Here is a 16936-nt window from a genome sequence, read left to right on the forward strand (position 1 = left end):
GCCGCCAACGTGGAGAAGACTGCGCCCGAAACGATGACGAACGCCGTACTGAGTCCAGGTCCGCCCCCGAACCACGAGCCGTCCCACTCCGGTGTGAGCAAGATGGTTCGACTCATCCGCGAGAGCTACGCGGTGGTCGAACCGCACTCCGACGAGGTGGCGAAGTTCTTCTACGGCACCTTGTTCAGCATCGCGCCGCACACCCGCGAGCTGTTCGCCGCCAACATGGAGGTGCAGCGCAGCCGCCTGCTTCGGGCGCTCGTGCACGTCATCCAGATGGTCGACAAGCCCGACGAGCTGCTGCCGTTCCTGCAGCAGCTGGGTCGCGACCACCGCAAGTTCGGTGTCGTCACCCAGCACTACGAGGCGGTCGGCACCGCGCTGTTGGCGGCCATCAAGCGCTACGCCGGTGACAGCTGGACCGACCAGGTCGAACGCGCCTGGGCGGAGGCGTACACGGTCATGGCCTCGGCGATGACCGAAGCGGCTGCCGCCGACGACGGTCCCGCCTGGTACACCGGCCAGGTCCTGCACCACGAGCGGCTGAGCTGGGACCTCGCCGTGGTCCGCGTGCAGACCGACCACCCGGTGCCCTACCTGCCCGGCCAGTACGTCAGCGTCGAGGTCCCCCAGCGGCCCCGGATGTGGCGGTACCTGTCGCCGGCGAACGCGCCCAGCGACGACGGCGTGATGGAGTTCCACGTCCGCTCCGTCGAGGGCGGGTGGGTCAGCCGTGCGGTGGTCGGCCACGCGCAGCCCGGCGACCAGTGGCGGATCGGCTCGCCGATGGGTCGGCTGACGGTCGACCGGGGGAACTCGCCGGACGTCCTGATGGTCGCAGGCGGCACCGGAGTCACGCCGCTGCGCGCGATCATCGACGACCTCGCCCAGTACGGCGAGAACCCGCGCGTGCAGCTCTTCTACGGCGGACGCACCCGCGACGACCTCTACGACCTGGAGAACCTCCGCCGCATCGCGATGCACAACCCGTGGCTGACGATCACGGCCGTGCTGGAGAACGACCCGAACTTCGACGGTGTCGAGCACGGCACGATCGCCGACGTCGTCTCCCGCTACGGCGCCTGGGAGGGCTGGGACGTGCTGGTCTCCGGTTCTCCGGCGATGATCCGCGCCACGGTCTCGAAGATGCTGGTCGCGGGCACCACCCTCGACCACATCCGCTACGACCCGTTCACGTTGGACTGAGTCCGCTCGTCCTGCTCAGCGAAGCGAACCGGCTTCTGAACCGTGCTCGACGCCGAGGAGGGCGCCTCCCACCAGGGGAGACGCCCTCCTTCGCGTTCACGGGGTTACCGCTTGCGGTTGGGTTTCCAGACGACCAACGCGGTCTCCTGCCGCAACGGGACGAGGTCCCGGCGGTAGGAGGCGTGGATCTGGGCCGCCGCCGATTCCGCCGCCGCGTAGGCCGCCGCGACCTCCTCGGTGAGCTCGGTGACCTTGGCCTGCAGCGCGTCGACCTGGTTCTCCAGATCGATGATGCGCTTGATACCGGCCAGGTTGACGCCCTCCTCCTGGGAGAGCCGCTGCACCTCGCGCAGCAGCGCGATGTCGCGCAGCGAGTAGCGTCGGCCTCCTGCCGCGGTGCGTCCGGGCGAGACGAGTCCGAGCCGGTCGTAGCTGCGCAGCGTCTGCGCGTGCAGACCGGACAGCTGCGCCGCCACCGAGATCACGAACATCGGGGTGTCCTCGTTTGAACCGGGCGGGAACGCGAATCCCATCTCCGGACCGAGCCCACCGGGGCCCGTCATGCGGCCGGCCATGCTCACCTCCCGAGCAACTCGTTCAGCTCGCTGCGCGGGTCGTGTTCGGCGGTGGCCTCGGCGTACTCGGCGAGCGCTTCGGCCGCCTTGCCGTCGAGCTTCGACGGCACCGCGACCTGCAGCGTCACCAGGAGGTCCCCGTTGCCACCGGCCTTCTTGCCCACGCCCTTGCCACGCACCCGGAAGGTCCGTCCGCTGCTGGTTCCGGCGGGAACCTTCAACGTGACCTTCCCGTCCAGGGTCGGCACCGCCAACGTAGTGCCCAGCGCGAGTTCCGGGAAGGTGACCGGGACCGAGATCGTCAGGTCATCACCGGATCGTCCGAACACCTTGTCGCCGTTGACGTGCACCACGACGAACAGATCGCCCGAGGTGGCGCCTTGTCGCCCGGGCTCGCCCTGCCCCGCCAGCCGGATCCGCTGCCCGTCGTCCACCCCTGGCGGGATGCGCACGGTCAGCGTCCGGGTGCGAGTGCTGATGCCCTCACCGCCGCAGTCCTCGCACGGGCTGTCGATGATCTGGCCGCGTCCCCGGCAGTCCGGGCACGGCTCGCTGAACGCGAACGCGCCCTGGTTGCGGGTGACCAGACCTGCGCCACCGCAGGTGGAGCAGCCGCGCGGCCGGGTTCCGGGCTTGGCCCCCGAGCCCCGGCAGGTCTGGCAGGTCGCCGGGCTCGACAGCCTCAACGGCACCGTGGCACCGCGCACCGCTTCGTAGAAGTCGATGCGCACCTCGGTCTCGACGTCGGCCCCGCGCCGCGGCCTGCTGGCCGTGGTCGGGCCCGCGCCACCACCGGGTCGCCGGTTGCCGAACAACCCGCCGAACAGGTCGCCCAGGCCACCGGCCCCCTGCTGAGCACCGAAGAGGTCACCGAGGTCGAATCCGCCACCGGCACCGCCGGGACCGCCGAAGCCACCCGGAGCGCCGAAGCCACCGCCCGCGCCACCGAGCCCGCCGGCTCCGAAGAGCCGCCGGGCCTCGTCGTACTGCTTGCGCTTGTCGGGGTCGGACAGCACCCCGTACGCCTCGGAGACCGCCTTGAACTTGGACTCGGCCCGGGCGTTGCCGGGGTTGGCGTCGGGGTGGTTCTCCCGAGCCAGCTTCCGGTAAGCCTTCTTGATGTCCTCGGATGAAGCATCGGAGGAGACGCCCAGTTCAGCGTAGAAATCCTTGTCGAGCCATTCCCTGGCACTCACCGGACGCTCCTCCTCCCGCTCATGGTCACTCTTGTTCGGTGGACTCGCCGGACTGGTCGGCACCGGCCTCGGACGCGGTTTCCGCGTCGGCCTCGTAGTCGGTCACCGCGACCATCGCCGGCCGCAGCACCCGCTCGCCGAACCGGTAACCGCGGCGCATCACGGTCGTGACCGTGGGTCCGGAGACCTCCGACGAGGTGGTGTGCTGGACGGCCTCGTGCACCGACGGGTCGAACTCGTCGCCCTCGGCCCCGAACGCCTCCAGACCGGAGGAGTTCAGCGTGCCGATGAGCTTGTCGGCCACCGCCTTGAACGCGCCGTTGAGGTCGCCGTGCGCCTCGGCGCGCTCCAGGTCGTCGAGCACGGTCAGCAGGTCGCCGGCCACCGACGCCTTCGCGGCGGCGATCACCGATTCGCGGTCGCGTTCCACCCGCTTGCGGTAGTTCGCGTACTCCGCGGTGACCCGCTTGAGGTCGGCGGTGAGCTCGTCGACCTGCTTCTGCAGGCCGGTGGACTCGCCGCCCTGCTCGGGCGAGGCACCGTCGACGGGCTGGTCGACCGACTCGTCGGCCTGACCCACGTTCTCGTCGAGGGTGCCGGACATGCTTTCGGCCACCTGAGCCTCGTCTCCGCTCGGAGCAGGGGTCCGGCGCTCGCCGGTCTCGGGGTCGATTCGACGCCGATCCCGGACGACCACCGGCTCCTGCTGCTCGCCTTCGTTGCGCGACATTTCGGGCCTGTCCGAAGTCACTTCTTCTTCTCGTCCTCGTCGTCGACGATCTCGGCGTCCACCACGTCGTCGTCCTTGGCCGAGGAGCTGGCACCGGCCTCACCAGTGGCGTCACCGGCACCCGCGTCGCCAGCGGCGGCGGGCCCGGCGTCGGCGTAGAGGGCCTGGCCGAGAGCCTGCGACTCGGTGGCCAGCTTCTCCACGGCGCTGGAGATGGCGTCGACGTCCTCGCCCTTCAGGGCCTCGTTGACCTCGTCGATCGCGCCCTTGACCTTGGTCTTGGTCTCCTCGGGCAGCTTCTCGTCGTTCTCCTTGAGGACCTTCTCGGTCTGGTAGACCAGCGTCTCGGCCTGGTTGCGGGCCTCGGCCTCCTCGCGACGCTTCTTGTCCTCCTCGGCGTGGGCCTCGGCGTCGGAGACCATCCGCTCGATGTCCTCCTTCGGCAGCGCCGAGCCGCCGGTGATCGTCATCGACTGCTCCTTGCCGGTGCCGAGGTCCTTGGCGGAGACGTGCACGATGCCGTTGGCGTCGATGTCGAAGGTGACCTCGATCTGCGGGACACCGCGCGGCGCCGGCGGCAGGCCGGTCAGCTCGAACATGCCGAGCTTCTTGTTGTGCGCGGCGATCTCGCGCTCGCCCTGGAAGACCTGGATCTGCACCGACGGCTGGTTGTCGTCAGCGGTCGTGAAGGTCTCGGAGCGCTTGGTCGGGATCGTGGTGTTGCGCTCGATCAGCTTGGTCATGATGCCGCCCTTGGTCTCGATGCCCAGGGACAGCGGGGTGACGTCGAGCAGCAGGACGTCCTTGACCTCACCGCGCAGCACACCGGCCTGCAGCGAGGCACCGACGGCGACGACCTCGTCCGGGTTGACGCCCTTGTTCGGCTCGCGACCGTCGGTCAGGTCCTTGACCAGGTCCGACACGGCCGGCATGCGGGTGGAACCACCGACGAGCACGACGTGGTCGATCTCGGAGAGCTTGATCCCCGCGTCGCGGATGACGGACTCGAACGGCTTGCGGCAGCGCTCGAGCAGGTCGGAGGTGATCCGCTGGAACTCGGCGCGGGACAGCGTCTCGTCCAGGAACAGCGGGTTCTTGTCGCCGTCGACGGTGATGTAGGGCAGGTTGATGCCCGCGGTCGACGAGGAGGACAACTCGATCTTGGCCTTCTCAGCGGCTTCCTTGATCCGCTGCATGGCCATGCGGTCCTTGGTCAGGTCGATGCCGTTGGACGACTTGAACTTCTCGACCAACCAGTCGACGATCCGGTCATCCCAGTCGTCACCACCGAGGTGGTTGTCACCGGAGGTGGCGCGGACCTCGACGACGCCCTCACCGATCTCCAGCAGCGAGACGTCGAAGGTGCCGCCACCGAGGTCGAAGACCAGGATCGTCTGCTCGGCCTCGCCCTTGTCCAGGCCGTAGGCCAGAGCGGCTGCGGTCGGCTCGTTGACGATGCGCAGCACGTTGAGGCCGGCGATCTGACCGGCTTCCTTGGTGGCCTGGCGCTGGGCGTCCTCGAAATAGGCGGGGACGGTGATGACCGCGTCGGTCACGTCCTCGCCCAGGTACGCCTCGGCGTCGCGCTTGAGCTTCATCAGGACTCGCGCGGAGATCTCCTGCGGCGTGTAGTCCTTGTCGTCGATGCCGACCTTCCAGTCGGCGCCCATGTGGCGCTTGACCGACCGGATGGTGCGGTCAACGTTGGTGACCGCTTGGTTCTTCGCAGGCTGACCGGTGAGGATCTCGCCGTTCTTCGCGAAGGCCACGATGGACGGCGTGGTCCGCGAGCCCTCGGAGTTGGCGATCACCGTCGGTTCACCGCCCTCCAGGACGGAAACGACGGAGTTGGTCGTCCCCAGGTCGATGCCGACCGCTCGCGCCATGGCTGGTTCCTCCAGTACTAGTCCAGTCCGCCCAAGGCCGTCTGGCGGCTCTTGAGCCTTTCTCGCTCAAGTTTTACCCACTACCCATGCGCACCGTCAACGGGTTGAGCAAGGGCCACTCAAGCTTTCTGCCACTCCAACGCCTGACCAGCCCGATCAGTTCCCCGAACACCACCACCGGGTGACCCACCCGACACACCGAGGCACCCCGCCCCAGCGGGCGGCAACCCGATTCCAGTGGGAATCAGGACGCGGACCTCCACTGGAACCAGGCCCCTGACTTCCTCCACTGGAACCAGATCCCCAACTTCCGCTGAAGTCGGGTTCCCGATTTCCACTGGAACCAGGTCGCCCCGCACCCCGGCCGCTGGGACCAAGTCACGTCGGGGTGGAGGTGCCGAGGTAGTCGTGGGGGTGCATGAGGAAGCGGAGGACTGGTTCGAGGTCGTCGACCGCGGGGGGTTGGTCGGCGATGAGGGCCTGGATGAGCAGGCCGTCGATGCCCGCGATGAAGGCGCTGATGACCGGGTCGCTGCCGCTCCCGCCGTTGTTGATGTTGCCCCGGACGAGTTCGATCCAGCGGCGCGCGGCCGGGCGCAGGGCGGGTCGGCGTGCGGCGAGGAGGTAGAGCTCGTACTCGCCGATGGTGCGCTCGCGCTGCTCGATGATCATGCGGACGAGCAGCTCGGCGATGGCCCGCGGCCACTGGGTGTTGTCGGTGACCTGCTCGCGGACGGCGTTGATCTGCTCGACGAGCCCTTCGCACCCGTCGAGCAGACTGGCGACCAGCAGGTCGTCGATGCCGTTGAAGTAGTACGCGATCGACGCGGGCGGGACGCCTGCCTCGCGCGCGACGTTGCGGTGGCTGACCGCGCCGACGCCCTCGCGGGCCACGACCCGCAGCGCCGCGTCGACGATCGCGCGACGGCGGCGTTCTCCCTTGAGCCGCCGCCCGTCGGTCACCTCTGTCAATGCGCGCCTCCCAGTTCCAGTGCCACCACCCCGCCGATGATGAGCGCGATGCCCGCGACCTGCACAGCGGTGATCGACTCACCGAGGAACACCGCCCCGATGACGGCGACCAGCGCGACTCCGGCTCCCGCCCAGATCGCGTAGACGACGCCGACGGGCAGCCCGAGCTTGAGCACCGCGCTCATGGCGGTGAACGCGACCGCATATCCAATCACGACCGCCACCGACGGGACGGGCTTGCTGAATCCCTCCGACAGCTTCAGCGACACCGTGCCCACCACTTCGCTGCAGATCGCCACCACGAGCAGCAGGTACGCCACGAGACCTCCTCGAATCAACATGGGCGATCGCCCAACTTCTATAACGTGCGCGTTCCCGGGTCGCGGGAACGAACGGGATCAGTCGCGCTTGCCGGGGCCGCCGATGGTCATGGCCACGGCGATCGCCGCCCAGATCACGAGGGGGATGGCGGGCCAGAAGAACTTCAGGTCACCGGAGGCAACCGAGGTCACACCCCAGATGGCGATCATGATGACCGCCCCGCCTGCCCAGTCCCGCCACTCCTTGGACACCTTCTCCTCGTGCTCCTCGCGCGCGACGACCTCGGCCGAGGGCTCGGGAACCGGGAGGTCCCTGGTCAGCGGTTCCAGCTCGCCGAAGGTCGTCGCGCCGTAGGCGCTCTGCAGGCGCTCGTCGTACTCGGTGATGGTCAGCCGGCCCTCGTCGAGCGCGGTGCGCAGCCGCGCGGCGACCTCTTCCCGGTCGGCGTCGGAGGCCCGCATGCCTCCGCGGTTCGGATCCACCATGCCCCTACCCCCAGGTGCGGATTGATCGATGACCACGGTTACTCGATCAATCACGTGGCGAAAATCGCACAATCAGTCATCAGTTTGCCTTGATCGGCACCACCGCGGCGGCGAGACCGCGACAGCTGCCCACACCTGCCCCGGGCGTTCAACAGCGGCAACTCCAGGAACACCGGCACCCCGGACGACCGCGATCTGGTCGCCACGACACCGAAAATAGCAGAAAACTGGACGAACGCCCAAGTAGTTTTTCGACCTGGGGTCTCGCAGAATCACCGTCTGTTCCCGAATTCACGCCCCAGCCCCCGTGGTTACCAGCGGGTAACAGGGCGTACGCTCCCCAAACGGACAACCCCCGAAACAGGAGGCCGCGAGCATGGGTGCTGTACAGATCACGCTTGGCGCGATCTCGGTCGCGCTCGGCGTCGTCGCGTGGAGCATGTTCGCCATGACCATCGCCCGATTCGTGCGGATCATCCGCCTCGGGCAACCCGACGGCACCCGGAACGGTCCGGCTCTGGCGCGTCTGGCCACACTGGTCAAGGAGTTCGCCGCGCACACCCGGATGAACAAGTACCGCAACGTCGGCGTGTGGCACTGGCTGGTCATGTGGGGCTTCATGCTCGGCTCCCTTGCCCTGTTCGAGGCCTACGGCGAGGTCTTCGTCCCCACCTGGGGCTGGCCGGTCCTCGACCACCTGGCGATCTACCACCTGCTGATGGAGGTCTTGGGCGTCGGCACGGTCGTCGGCATCCTGGTGCTGATGGCGATCCGCCAGGCCAACCACCCGCGCAAGGCCGGACGGGTCTCGCGCTTCCAGGGCTCCAACTTCGCCTGGGCCTACTTCATCGAGGCCGTGGTGCTGATCGAGGGCATCGGCATCCTCGGTGTTCGCGCCGCCAAGGCCGCGCTGGGCGTGCACGAGATGCCGCTGTGGGCCGAGTTCGTCTCCGGCCCGGTCGGCATGCTGCTGCCCGCCAGCGAGAACCTGGTCTCGGTGTTCGCCTTCATCAAGCTGATGAGCGCCACCGTCTGGCTGATCGTCGTCGCCCGCACCATGACCATGGGTGTGGCGTGGCACCGGTTCAGCGCGTTCTTCAACATCTACTTCAAGCGCGAGGACGACGGTGACGTCGCCCTGGGCGCGGTCAAGCCGATGATGTCGGGCGGCAAGCCGCTGGACTTCGAGGAGGCCGATCCCGACACCGACGTGTTCGGCGCCGGCAAGGTCGAGGACTTCTCGTGGAAGGGCTGGCTGGACTTCACGACCTGCACCGAGTGCGGTCGCTGCCAGTCGCAGTGCCCCGCCTGGAACACCGGCAAGCCGCTGTCGCCGAAGCTGATGATCACCCAGCTGCGCGACCACGCCTACGCCAAGGCGCCGTACCTGCTCGCCGGTGGCAGCAAGGACATGGCCGGCGACGAGGTCGGCATCACCGGTGACGGCGCCGAGGAGAAGTTGGCCAAGATCGACGCGCTGGCGCTGGCCGAGGCCGAGCGCCCGCTGGTCGGCGGCCCGGAGGAGATGGGCGTCATCGACCCCGAGGTCCTGTGGGCCTGCACCTCCTGCGGTGCCTGCGTCGAGCAGTGCCCGGTCGACATCGAGCACGTGGACCACATCGTCGACATGCGCCGCTACCAGGTCATGATCGAGTCGAACTTCCCGACCGAGCTGGGCGGGATGTTCAAGAACTTGGAGAACAAGGGCAACCCGTGGGGCCAGAACGCCAAGGACCGCCTCGCGTGGACCGAGGACCTGGACTTCGAGGTGCCGGTCTTCGACGGTGAGCTCGCCGCCGACGACGAGTACCTGTTCTGGGTCGGCTGCGCCGGTGCCTTCGAGGACCGCGCGAAGAAGACCACCCAGGCCGTCGCCGAGCTGCTGCACATGGCGGGCGTGAAGTACAAGGTGCTGGGCCCGGAGGAGACCTGCACCGGTGACCCGGCCCGCCGCGCTGGCAACGAGTTCATCTTCCAGATGATGGCCCAGCAGAACGTCGAGGTCCTCAACGGAGTCTTCGAGGGCCGCGAGCCTGGCAAGCGCAAGATCGTCGCGACCTGCGCGCACTGCTTCAACAGCCTCGCCAACGAGTACTCCGAGCTCGGCGGCGACTACGAGGTCGTGCACCACACCCAGCTGCTGAACAAGCTGGTCCGCGAGAAGCGACTGATCCCGGTCGCCCCGGTCGCCGAGGACGTGACCTACCACGACCCCTGCTACCTGGGACGGCACAACAAGGTCTACACGCCGCCGCGCGACCTGGTCGGTGCCGCGGGTGCGACCTTCCGCGAGATGCCGCGCCACGCGGACCGCGCCATGTGCTGCGGCGCCGGCGGTGCCCGCATGTGGATGGAGGAGCGCACCGGCAAGCGGATCAACCAGGAGCGCGTCGACGAGGCCCTGGGCACCGCCCCCTCGAAGATCGCCACCGGTTGCCCGTTCTGCAAGGTGATGCTCTCCGACGGCGTCACGGCCCGGAAGAGCGAGAAGGTCGCGAGCGAGTCCGTCGAGGTCGTCGACGTCGCCCAGCTGCTGCTCAACGCGGTCAAGCGCGGCGACGGGCAGAAGGACGGCGCAGCCGAGGCGGAACCCGCCAGCAGCTGACGGTTCTGAGCTGAGAAGGGCGCTTCCCGCTGGGAGGCGCCCTTCTTGCTCTCAACGGTCGTCGAGCGACGTTAAGAACCGTCGCCAAGACTTGGGCGAGAAAGCGAGGATGCCAGCGTCCGGGCTCTTGGAGTCCCTCACCGCGATGTCCTCTTCGACGAACGCGACCTCGACACATGCAGCACCATTGCCGCCCGCGCTACGACTGCTCTTACGCCAGTTGGCTTCCGTGAGATCCATGCTCAGCCTCCGCTAGCTCTCGGATCCGCGCGAGCGAGTCCGCGCAGCTCAGCGCCGCAGCGCGCAATCGCTCGAAGGTCAGCGTAGCTCGCTGGACGCTCACGGGGTTCTCGATATGCGTCGAGCCCGAGGCGTGCTCGAGGTAGAGAACATCGGAATCGTCCGGGTCCGGATAGCTGAGCAGCACGAAGGAACCCTCCAGGCCGAAGGAAATCCCAGAACCGGTGGGCAGCACCCGAATCGTGACCGTGTCCAACTGCGCGAGTTCTTCCAGCTGCCGAAGCTGCCGTCGCATGACACCCGCGCCGCCGATCGGCCTCCGCAGCACGGACTCCTCGATGATCGCTTCGAAAGTCATGTCGCTGAGCCGGTCCTTTCGCCGCATCCGCGCAGCCGTGACCGCCGCTATCCGCTCAGGTAAGACCGAGTCTCCACCGACGAACAGCTCTCTCGCGTATTCGTCGGTCTGGAACATGCCCGGTACGACCCCGAGTTGCCACTCACGGACCGAATCGGCTTCTTCTTCCAAGGTGTAATAGCCACGATCACCAATGCCGTAGGCGTGCCACCACGGCTTCGCCCTCGCCGACCTGGCCAGATCCACCAGACCCGGGTCGTAGGCGTCGTAGAGGTCCATCATCGAGCGCACCTCGTGGACGGAGGTGGCGACCTCGCCGGTCTCCTTGCGGCTGAGGGCACTTGTCGACATGTCCAGCGAAGCGGCGGCCTGCTCCTGGGTGAACCCGGCGCCCTCCCGCAACCGCCGTATCCGCCGCGCGAGCCGGCGCCGCCGGAACGTGGGGCTGGTGCGCACGAATTCCATGATCGCAGCGGGAACCCGTTACCGGGATTCCCGATTGCGGGGATCCCGATCGGGTGATCCCGCGTGGACCCTCAACGCGATGACACCGAAGATCTTCGGCCTCGCCGAGAAGAACACCGACGGAACCCCCGACCCCGACAAGGTTCAGATCTGGGGCATGGAGCTGGAAACCAGAGCGGTCCTGTTCTGGCTGGAACGGGGCAGGAGCCAGTTCGCGGTCTTCGACACGGCCGAGAACGCCAACGCCCGCTTCGGCGACCTCTTCAACCTCACCCTCTACCGCCCCTGACCTCCAAGAGCAGTTGAGGGCGCCCCCGGGTGGGGACGCCCTCGACTGAGCCTGTGGGAGCTGGGGTCAGCTGCCCATCTCCTCCAGGGAGCGGCCGTTGGTCTCCTTCAGGTACTTGACCACGAAGACCACCGACAGCGCCGCGAAGGCCGCGTAGATGAAGTACGTGACCGGCAGGTTCCAGTCCCGCATGCTCGGGAAGCTCACCGTCACCAGCCAGTTCGCCACCCAGTTCGTCGCCGTGCCGACGGCCAGCGCGGCAGCGCGGATGCGCGCCGGGAACATCTCACCCAGCAGCACCCACATCACCACGCCCCAGGAGGCGGCGAAGAACAGCACGAACGCGCTCGCCGAGATCAGCGCGACGACACCCCACTGCGCGGGCAGCATGGCGTCCTCGCCGACGACCTGGGCGAAGCTGAACGCCCAGCCGGTCACGGCCAGCGAAACCGTCATGCCGACCGAACCGATCACCAGCAGCGGCTTGCGACCGATCTTGTCGACCAGCGCGATGGCCACGAGCGTGCCGATGATGTTCACGATCGAGGTGAACAGGCTCAGCAGCAGCGAGCTCTCCTCGTTGATGCCGACCGAGTGCCACAGCGAAGACGAGTAGTAGAAGATCACGTTGATGCCGACGAACTGCTGCAACGCGGCGATCGCCATGCCGACCCACACGATCGGCAGCACGCCGAGCTTGCCTCGCAGGTCGCTCAGCTTCGGCTTGCGCTCGCCACCCAGGGCACCCTGGATCTCGGCGATCTTGGCGTCGGCGTCAGCCGCCTCGATCTTGTTCAGCACCTCACGCGCCCGGTCGAGCTTGCCGGCGGCGACCAGGTAGCGCGGCGACTCCGGGATCGCGGACGCCACCACGAGGTAGACCACGGCCGGGATCGCAGCCACGCCCAGCATCCACTGCCACGCCTGGATCGGCCCCAGCATCCCGGACGCGCTTCCGCCCGCGAACGCCGCCAGGGCGTAGTTGACCAGCTGGGACAAGGCGATGCCGAGCACGATCGCCAACTGCTGCAACGAGGCCAGCCGACCTCGGTACTCGGCGGGCGCGACCTCGGCGATGTAGGCCGGGGCGATCACCGAGGCGATGCCGATGGCGACACCACCGACCACGCGCCAGATCGCCAGGTCCCAGATCGCGAAGGGAACGGCCGAGCCGACGGCGCTGATGATGAACAGCACAGCTGCCAGCTGCATGACGCGGATCCGGCCGATCCGGTCGGCCAGGCCACCGGCGATACCGGCACCGACCGCCGAGCCCAGCAGCGCCGACGACACGGTCACGCCCGTCAGGGCCGAGCCGACGCCGAAGTGCTCCTGGATCGCGTCGACACCGCCGTTGATCACCGAGGTGTCGTAGCCGAACAAGAAGCCGCCGAGAGCCGCAGCCCCGGCGATCATCACCACGTGCCCGAGCTTGGCGGTTCCGCCCGAGGCACGCGACTGCAATGCGGACATCGATTCTCCCGCTTACCCACACGCCGATCCGCCCCGTTGCGGGATCGTTCCAGAGCGTCGGGCGGAGGGATACTAAGTTCTGAACCCCGCACTTGCCTTGCTCGATTCAGGGTGATTTGTTTCACCACCACCAAATCACCAGGAAACAGGGCTTACCTGGCAAAACGTCACATCCACTGGGAACGCGAAGGGTCACCGCCTGGCTTCGCATCGCAGTGGTCCACACCGAGCCCGGCGACGGCGGCGGTTGCCAGGTGGTGCTCTCGGTCAGAGCCGTCCGGGCGGAACCGACTTCGAACATGGACGGTTCGGACCGGGACCGCCGCAGGCCGCCCCAGCCGCCCACGGCTCAGCGGCGGGTATCGGTGACGTTGAAGTTGAGGTACGCGCGAGAGGACGTCGGGCCGCGCTGACCCTGGTACCGCGAACCCGCTTCCTTCGACCCGTACGGGAAGTCGGCGGGGCTGGACAGCCTCAGCAGGCAGAGCTGTCCGATCTTCATGCCGGGCCACAACGTGATCGGCAGGTTCGCCACGTTCGACAGCTCCAGCGTGATGTGGCCGCTGAAACCGGGATCGATGAACCCGGCCGTGGAATGCGTCAGCAGACCCAGCCGCCCCAGCGAGGACTTGCCCTCCAACCGGCTGGCGAGGTCGTCGGGAAGCTTCACCGACTCGAACGTCGAACCCAGCACGAACTCGCCCGGATGCAGCACGAACGGCTCGTCCTCGTGGGTCTCGACCAGCGAAGTCAGCTCGTCCTGCTGCTTCGACGGATCGATGTGGGTGTACCGGGTGTTGTCGAAGACCCGGAAGTACCGGTCCAGCCTCACGTCGATGCTCGACGGCTGGATCATCGACGCGTCGAACGGATCCAGTTCGAGACGTCCCTCGTCCAGCTCTTTACGCAGGTCCCGATCACTCAGCAGCACACGACCAGGGTATCGGGAGCCGATGTCGATCTACCCCACCCACCGTGCTAATCTACGCAGCGTCGAACGGCAGTCGACTTCCAACAGCGACCGCCGAGACGAATGCGGATGTAGTTCAATGGTAGAACATCAGCTTCCCAAGCTGAGAACGCGGGTTCGATTCCCGTCATCCGCTCCAAACGCGAAGGCCCAGGTCAGGAGCTTGATTCGCTCCGCCTGGGCCTTCGTCGCGTTGAAGGCATCTCAACAACATGCGGCACTCACGCCTCATGTTTTGTTGGAGTTCGGCCTCCGAAGGGTGTTGCCTTTCATCCCGGTGACAGCGAGGCGAAGGCTGTGAGCAATACGGGGCACGAAGCGCTTCGGTTCGATGCGGTCGCCCAACTCGAAGATCTGCGCAACGGACAAGACGGGGCGTTCCACAGGGGTCTTCTTGTCGACACCCCGCACCCTGCATGGGTTCTTAGCAAGTATCTTGTCCTCGTTGACGGCATCTTCAACGGCGGCATGAAGGCACCCGCCCTGTCAAGCGAGTAGTTAACCGCTCGGGACTCACGGCGTGGACCGGTGGGTTTCTCTGTGAGTAGTCGTCTTGCCGGGTAGGACGGCAACCACATGGACGCCTAGCTAGTCGCCGTAATACTCGACGCACGTGGCATTCACCCCCGGCGTGTACTGCTCTTGCACTATGCCGTAGGCACCGTTCATGTAGGCATCCCAGAGTTCGCCCCCGTCTGAGCCGGGGCGAAGCTGGGCTTGCATCGCGAGCGCCAAAGCCCCGGCCCTGTAAGCGTGGTATTCCGCCTGCCCCATGCTGCCGACCTGGTAGGTACTCCAGATCACCGTCGGGTCATATCCCTGATCGATCAGTCTGTCCAGCGCCAGCCGTGCGGTTGCCGCGCATTGCTGCGCCGGAGACGGATATGGCTCGCTGCTGGTGGAGCCTGCGGTGGTGGAGCTTGTGGCGGAGTCCTGGTCGGAGGAAGCCAGGGCCGTGAAGATCACGGCCGCGATGAGCAGACCGACCGCATTCGCGACCCATACCCACCGGACAATGTGCCGTTGAGCCATGACCCCGACTCCCGTGACGCCCCAACCGGATCGGTCGGGTTCTGGTCAGCAGTGAACGGCAACGGGCCGCACGCCCACACGGGCCGAAGGTCCCGCGACCGTCACCTGGTTTCGGCTAGCCACGGTTTGATCTACGCCAGCACAATAAGGCCCCAGCCGGATGACTACTGGGCTAACGGTCACGCGTCTCCAACCAGGCGATGCCAGCGTGGACCCGGCATGGAACTGAGCGAGGTAGCTGCGCTCGGCCGAGCCAACAACATCCCAACAACGTGTGCGGTCAACAGGGGCCAACACCGGACATCACGAGCACGCTCGCATCGCAGGTCATGGCCGCTGACCTGGCTTGTCCGTCTGATTCCCAAGCTGAGAACGCGGGTTCGATTCCCGTCATCCGCTCCAAACGCGAAGGCCCAGGTCAGGAGCCCAGCGCTTCCCTGGGTCCTTCTATTTCCCGCGGCTTTTCACCATCCGCTGCCTACACTCGCCGCATGGCGAATGCGCATGGTTACGACGTCTCGGTCGAATGGACCGGGAACCTCGGAACCGGCACGAATGGCTACCGGGCTTTCAGCCGCGCGCACGAGGTCCTCGCGCAGGGCAAAGATCCGATCGCGGCGTCGGCTGATCCCGCGTTCCGGGGCGATCCGGCCCGCTGGAACCCGGAAGAACTGCTGGTCGCCACGGTCGCCCAGTGCCACATGCTCTGGTTCCTGCACCTGTGCGCGAACGCCGGAGTGGTCGTCGTCGACTACTCCGACGACGCGCACGGCGTCATGACGATAGACGAGCGCGGAGGCGGCGGCCAGCTCACCGAGGTGACGCTGCGGCCCCAGGTGACCGTCGCCGAGGAATCGATGATCGACGAGGCCAACTCGCTGCACGGCAAGATCAACGAGGTTTGCTTCATCGCCCGCTCGGTCAACTTCCCCATACACCACCAGCCCCAGGCCCACGTCCTCTGACATCAGCCGGTTTCGACGAACACCACCTCGGGGAACTGCGATGACGGCGCGTCCAGCACCGGTCGTGGTTCGTGCTTGAGGTGATGGTCGAAGAACGCCGTGAGGTAGGTGCGGGTGACGTCGATGGCTCGGGCCGGATCCAGCGGTGGGCCCTGGCCGGTGAGCTGGTCGATGATCAACCAGATGTCGGTGAACGAGGCGTGGTCCGTGCCCCGGATCGCAAGCCATCGCTTCCAGCCGTGGATACCCGGCCACGCCTGACCCCACGTCGGATCTTGGTCGCCCTCCCAGGCTTGGGCGTTGCGCACCAGCAGCACCGGGCGGTCGAGACCGGCCACGGATTCCGGCCGGGGGATGGTGCCGTCGAGGTTGGCCGCGGCATCGATCCGCGGGTCGCGCCGTTGGAGGGTCAGCGCGCTGGCGCCGCCGATCGAATGGCCCGCCACCCCGATGCGCTCGCCGTCGACGAACGGCAGCGCGGACCGCCGTGGAACCTGGAACAAACCGTGCCGTCAGGCCAGTGGTCGAACAGCCTCGGCAGGATCGCGTAGCCGAGAACGACCAGGTGATGCCCGTTCCACTCCACCGCGAACCCGCTGCACGCAACCGGGTTCCGGGAAGGCCGCGCAGCTGCCGAGCACGGTCACCCGCCGCACTGGTCCGGAGGCGTCTCGATCAGCTCGACCAACGGCAAGGTCGTGCCGAACTCCGAGATGGGGGCGCCCAACGTCCGCTCGAAGACCGGGCGCAGCTTGGCCCAGGCGCGGGGATTCCTGGCGGCGTAGCGCCGGAGGGTCTCCGCCGCCTCGGCAGGCGTGAGCCTCCTGGCCTCCACCGGAATTCGCGTACGGGCGCCGATGGAGACGTGGGCGCGGGGGTGGGCGTCGAGGTTGCGCAGCCACTGAGTTCGCTCGCCGAAACCAGCGGCCAGGACGTAGCCGGATTCCGTTCGGTCGACGACCTCCAGGACCACGTACCTGGGCTGTTGGGACTTCCGGCCGAGGTGTTCGAGCATGAGCAGGCGTTGCCCGAACACCCTGCCCAGACCCGCGCGGAAGATCCAGATCGGCGCCCGGACCAGCCACCTGGTGCGCAGCAGCCTCGCGGTCAGGTCCGCGACCCGCGAGGACCGTCGGTCATCCGTCATCCGACCAGCAGAGCACAGAAC

At 67.3% G+C, this 16936-nt stretch carries 18 protein-coding genes and 1 tRNA gene; 5 read left to right on the forward strand and 14 right to left on the reverse strand.

Features of this window, described 5'->3' with window-relative positions:
- Positions 1-102 precede the first annotated feature (102 nt).
- Positions 103-1206, forward strand: a complete 1104-nt coding sequence (locus tag E1161_RS09800) for an FAD-binding oxidoreductase (RefSeq protein WP_132621980.1) — start codon at positions 103-105, stop codon at positions 1204-1206.
- Between the two features lie 104 nt (positions 1207-1310).
- Here the strand turns inward: E1161_RS09800 and E1161_RS09805 are convergent, their stop codons facing one another.
- The 7 genes from E1161_RS09805 to E1161_RS09835 form a co-directional block, all read right to left on the reverse strand.
- Positions 1311-1739, reverse strand: coding sequence for a heat shock protein transcriptional repressor HspR (locus tag E1161_RS09805; RefSeq protein ID WP_165939738.1), 429 nt, complete (start codon positions 1737-1739; stop codon positions 1311-1313).
- Positions 1740-1783: 44 nt separating this feature from the next.
- Positions 1784-2977, reverse strand: a complete 1194-nt coding sequence (gene dnaJ / locus E1161_RS09810; RefSeq protein WP_132621834.1) for a molecular chaperone DnaJ — start codon at positions 2975-2977, stop codon at positions 1784-1786.
- A gap of 25 nt (positions 2978-3002) precedes the next feature.
- Positions 3003-3707, reverse strand: coding sequence for a nucleotide exchange factor GrpE (gene grpE / locus E1161_RS09815; RefSeq protein WP_132621984.1), 705 nt, complete (start codon positions 3705-3707; stop codon positions 3003-3005).
- Positions 3708-3724: 17 nt separating this feature from the next.
- Positions 3725-5593, reverse strand: coding sequence for a molecular chaperone DnaK (dnaK, locus tag E1161_RS09820; protein WP_132621836.1), 1869 nt, complete (start codon positions 5591-5593; stop codon positions 3725-3727).
- A 378-nt stretch (positions 5594-5971) separates the two neighbouring features.
- Positions 5972-6556 carry a TetR/AcrR family transcriptional regulator gene (locus E1161_RS09825; protein ID WP_235874921.1) on the reverse strand — a complete coding sequence of 195 codons (585 nt, stop codon included), beginning with the start codon at positions 6554-6556 and terminating at the stop codon, positions 5972-5974.
- 5 nt (positions 6557-6561) lie between these two features.
- Positions 6562-6885, reverse strand: a complete 324-nt coding sequence (locus tag E1161_RS09830) for a DMT family transporter (RefSeq protein ID WP_132621840.1) — start codon at positions 6883-6885, stop codon at positions 6562-6564.
- A 78-nt stretch (positions 6886-6963) separates the two neighbouring features.
- Entirely contained in the window at positions 6964-7371 is a 408-nt protein-coding gene (locus E1161_RS09835) for a DUF1707 SHOCT-like domain-containing protein (RefSeq protein ID WP_132621842.1), read from the reverse strand.
- 376 nt (positions 7372-7747) lie between these two features.
- Here E1161_RS09835 and E1161_RS09840 point away from each other — a divergent pair, with 376 nt between their 5' ends.
- Entirely contained in the window at positions 7748-9976 is a 2229-nt protein-coding gene (locus tag E1161_RS09840) for a (Fe-S)-binding protein (protein WP_132621844.1), read from the forward strand.
- A 51-nt stretch (positions 9977-10027) separates the two neighbouring features.
- Here the strand turns inward: E1161_RS09840 and E1161_RS09845 are convergent, their stop codons facing one another.
- Both E1161_RS09845 and E1161_RS09850 read right to left on the reverse strand, forming a co-directional pair.
- A complete protein-coding gene (locus E1161_RS09845) occupies positions 10028-10216 on the reverse strand; it encodes a DUF397 domain-containing protein (RefSeq protein WP_132621846.1) in 189 nt (62 codons plus the stop codon).
- The gene (locus E1161_RS09850) at positions 10188-11039 is read right to left on the reverse strand and encodes a DUF5753 domain-containing protein (RefSeq protein WP_132621848.1); all 852 of its coding nucleotides are present in this window, start codon (positions 11037-11039) and stop codon (positions 10188-10190) included. Before E1161_RS09850 ends, E1161_RS09845 begins: the two co-directional genes overlap by 29 nt.
- Before the next feature lie 79 nt (positions 11040-11118).
- On the opposite strand from E1161_RS09850, the gene E1161_RS09855 reads away from it, so the two are divergent.
- Positions 11119-11328, forward strand: coding sequence for a hypothetical protein (locus E1161_RS09855; RefSeq protein ID WP_132621850.1), 210 nt, complete (start codon positions 11119-11121; stop codon positions 11326-11328).
- A 66-nt stretch (positions 11329-11394) separates the two neighbouring features.
- Here the strand turns inward: E1161_RS09855 and E1161_RS09860 are convergent, their stop codons facing one another.
- Together E1161_RS09860 and dcd are read right to left on the reverse strand one after the other, a co-directional pair.
- A complete protein-coding gene (locus E1161_RS09860; RefSeq protein WP_132621852.1) occupies positions 11395-12801 on the reverse strand; it encodes a sugar porter family MFS transporter in 1407 nt (468 codons plus the stop codon).
- Between the two features lie 349 nt (positions 12802-13150).
- Entirely contained in the window at positions 13151-13732 is a 582-nt protein-coding gene (gene dcd / locus E1161_RS09865; protein ID WP_132621854.1) for a dCTP deaminase, read from the reverse strand.
- Positions 13733-13836: 104 nt separating this feature from the next.
- Here dcd and E1161_RS09870 point away from each other — a divergent pair.
- A tRNA-Gly gene (locus E1161_RS09870) sits at positions 13837-13910 on the forward strand.
- 449 nt (positions 13911-14359) lie between these two features.
- On the opposite strand, the gene E1161_RS09875 is transcribed toward E1161_RS09870, so the two are convergent.
- On the reverse strand, positions 14360-14803 hold the full coding sequence (locus tag E1161_RS09875) for a hypothetical protein (RefSeq protein WP_132621856.1): 444 nt from the start codon (positions 14801-14803) through the stop codon (positions 14360-14362).
- Positions 14804-15294: 491 nt separating this feature from the next.
- Here E1161_RS09875 and E1161_RS09880 point away from each other — a divergent pair, with 491 nt between their 5' ends.
- Positions 15295-15768 (forward strand): OsmC family protein, encoded by a 474-nt coding sequence (locus E1161_RS09880; protein ID WP_132621858.1) that lies wholly within the window; start codon positions 15295-15297, stop codon positions 15766-15768.
- A 2-nt stretch (positions 15769-15770) separates the two neighbouring features.
- On the opposite strand, the gene E1161_RS09885 is transcribed toward E1161_RS09880, so the two are convergent.
- Positions 15771-16271: an alpha/beta hydrolase gene (locus tag E1161_RS09885; RefSeq protein ID WP_132621860.1), complete on the reverse strand. Its 501-nt coding sequence runs from the start codon at positions 16269-16271 to the stop codon at positions 15771-15773.
- Between the two features lie 140 nt (positions 16272-16411).
- Positions 16412-16915, reverse strand: a complete 504-nt coding sequence (locus tag E1161_RS09890) for a nitroreductase family deazaflavin-dependent oxidoreductase (RefSeq protein WP_132621862.1) — start codon at positions 16913-16915, stop codon at positions 16412-16414.
- Positions 16916-16936: the final 21 nt, after the last annotated feature.

The sequence above is a fragment of the Saccharopolyspora aridisoli genome, assembly GCF_004348445.1.
GTDB lineage: Bacteria > Actinomycetota > Actinomycetes > Mycobacteriales > Pseudonocardiaceae > Saccharopolyspora > Saccharopolyspora aridisoli.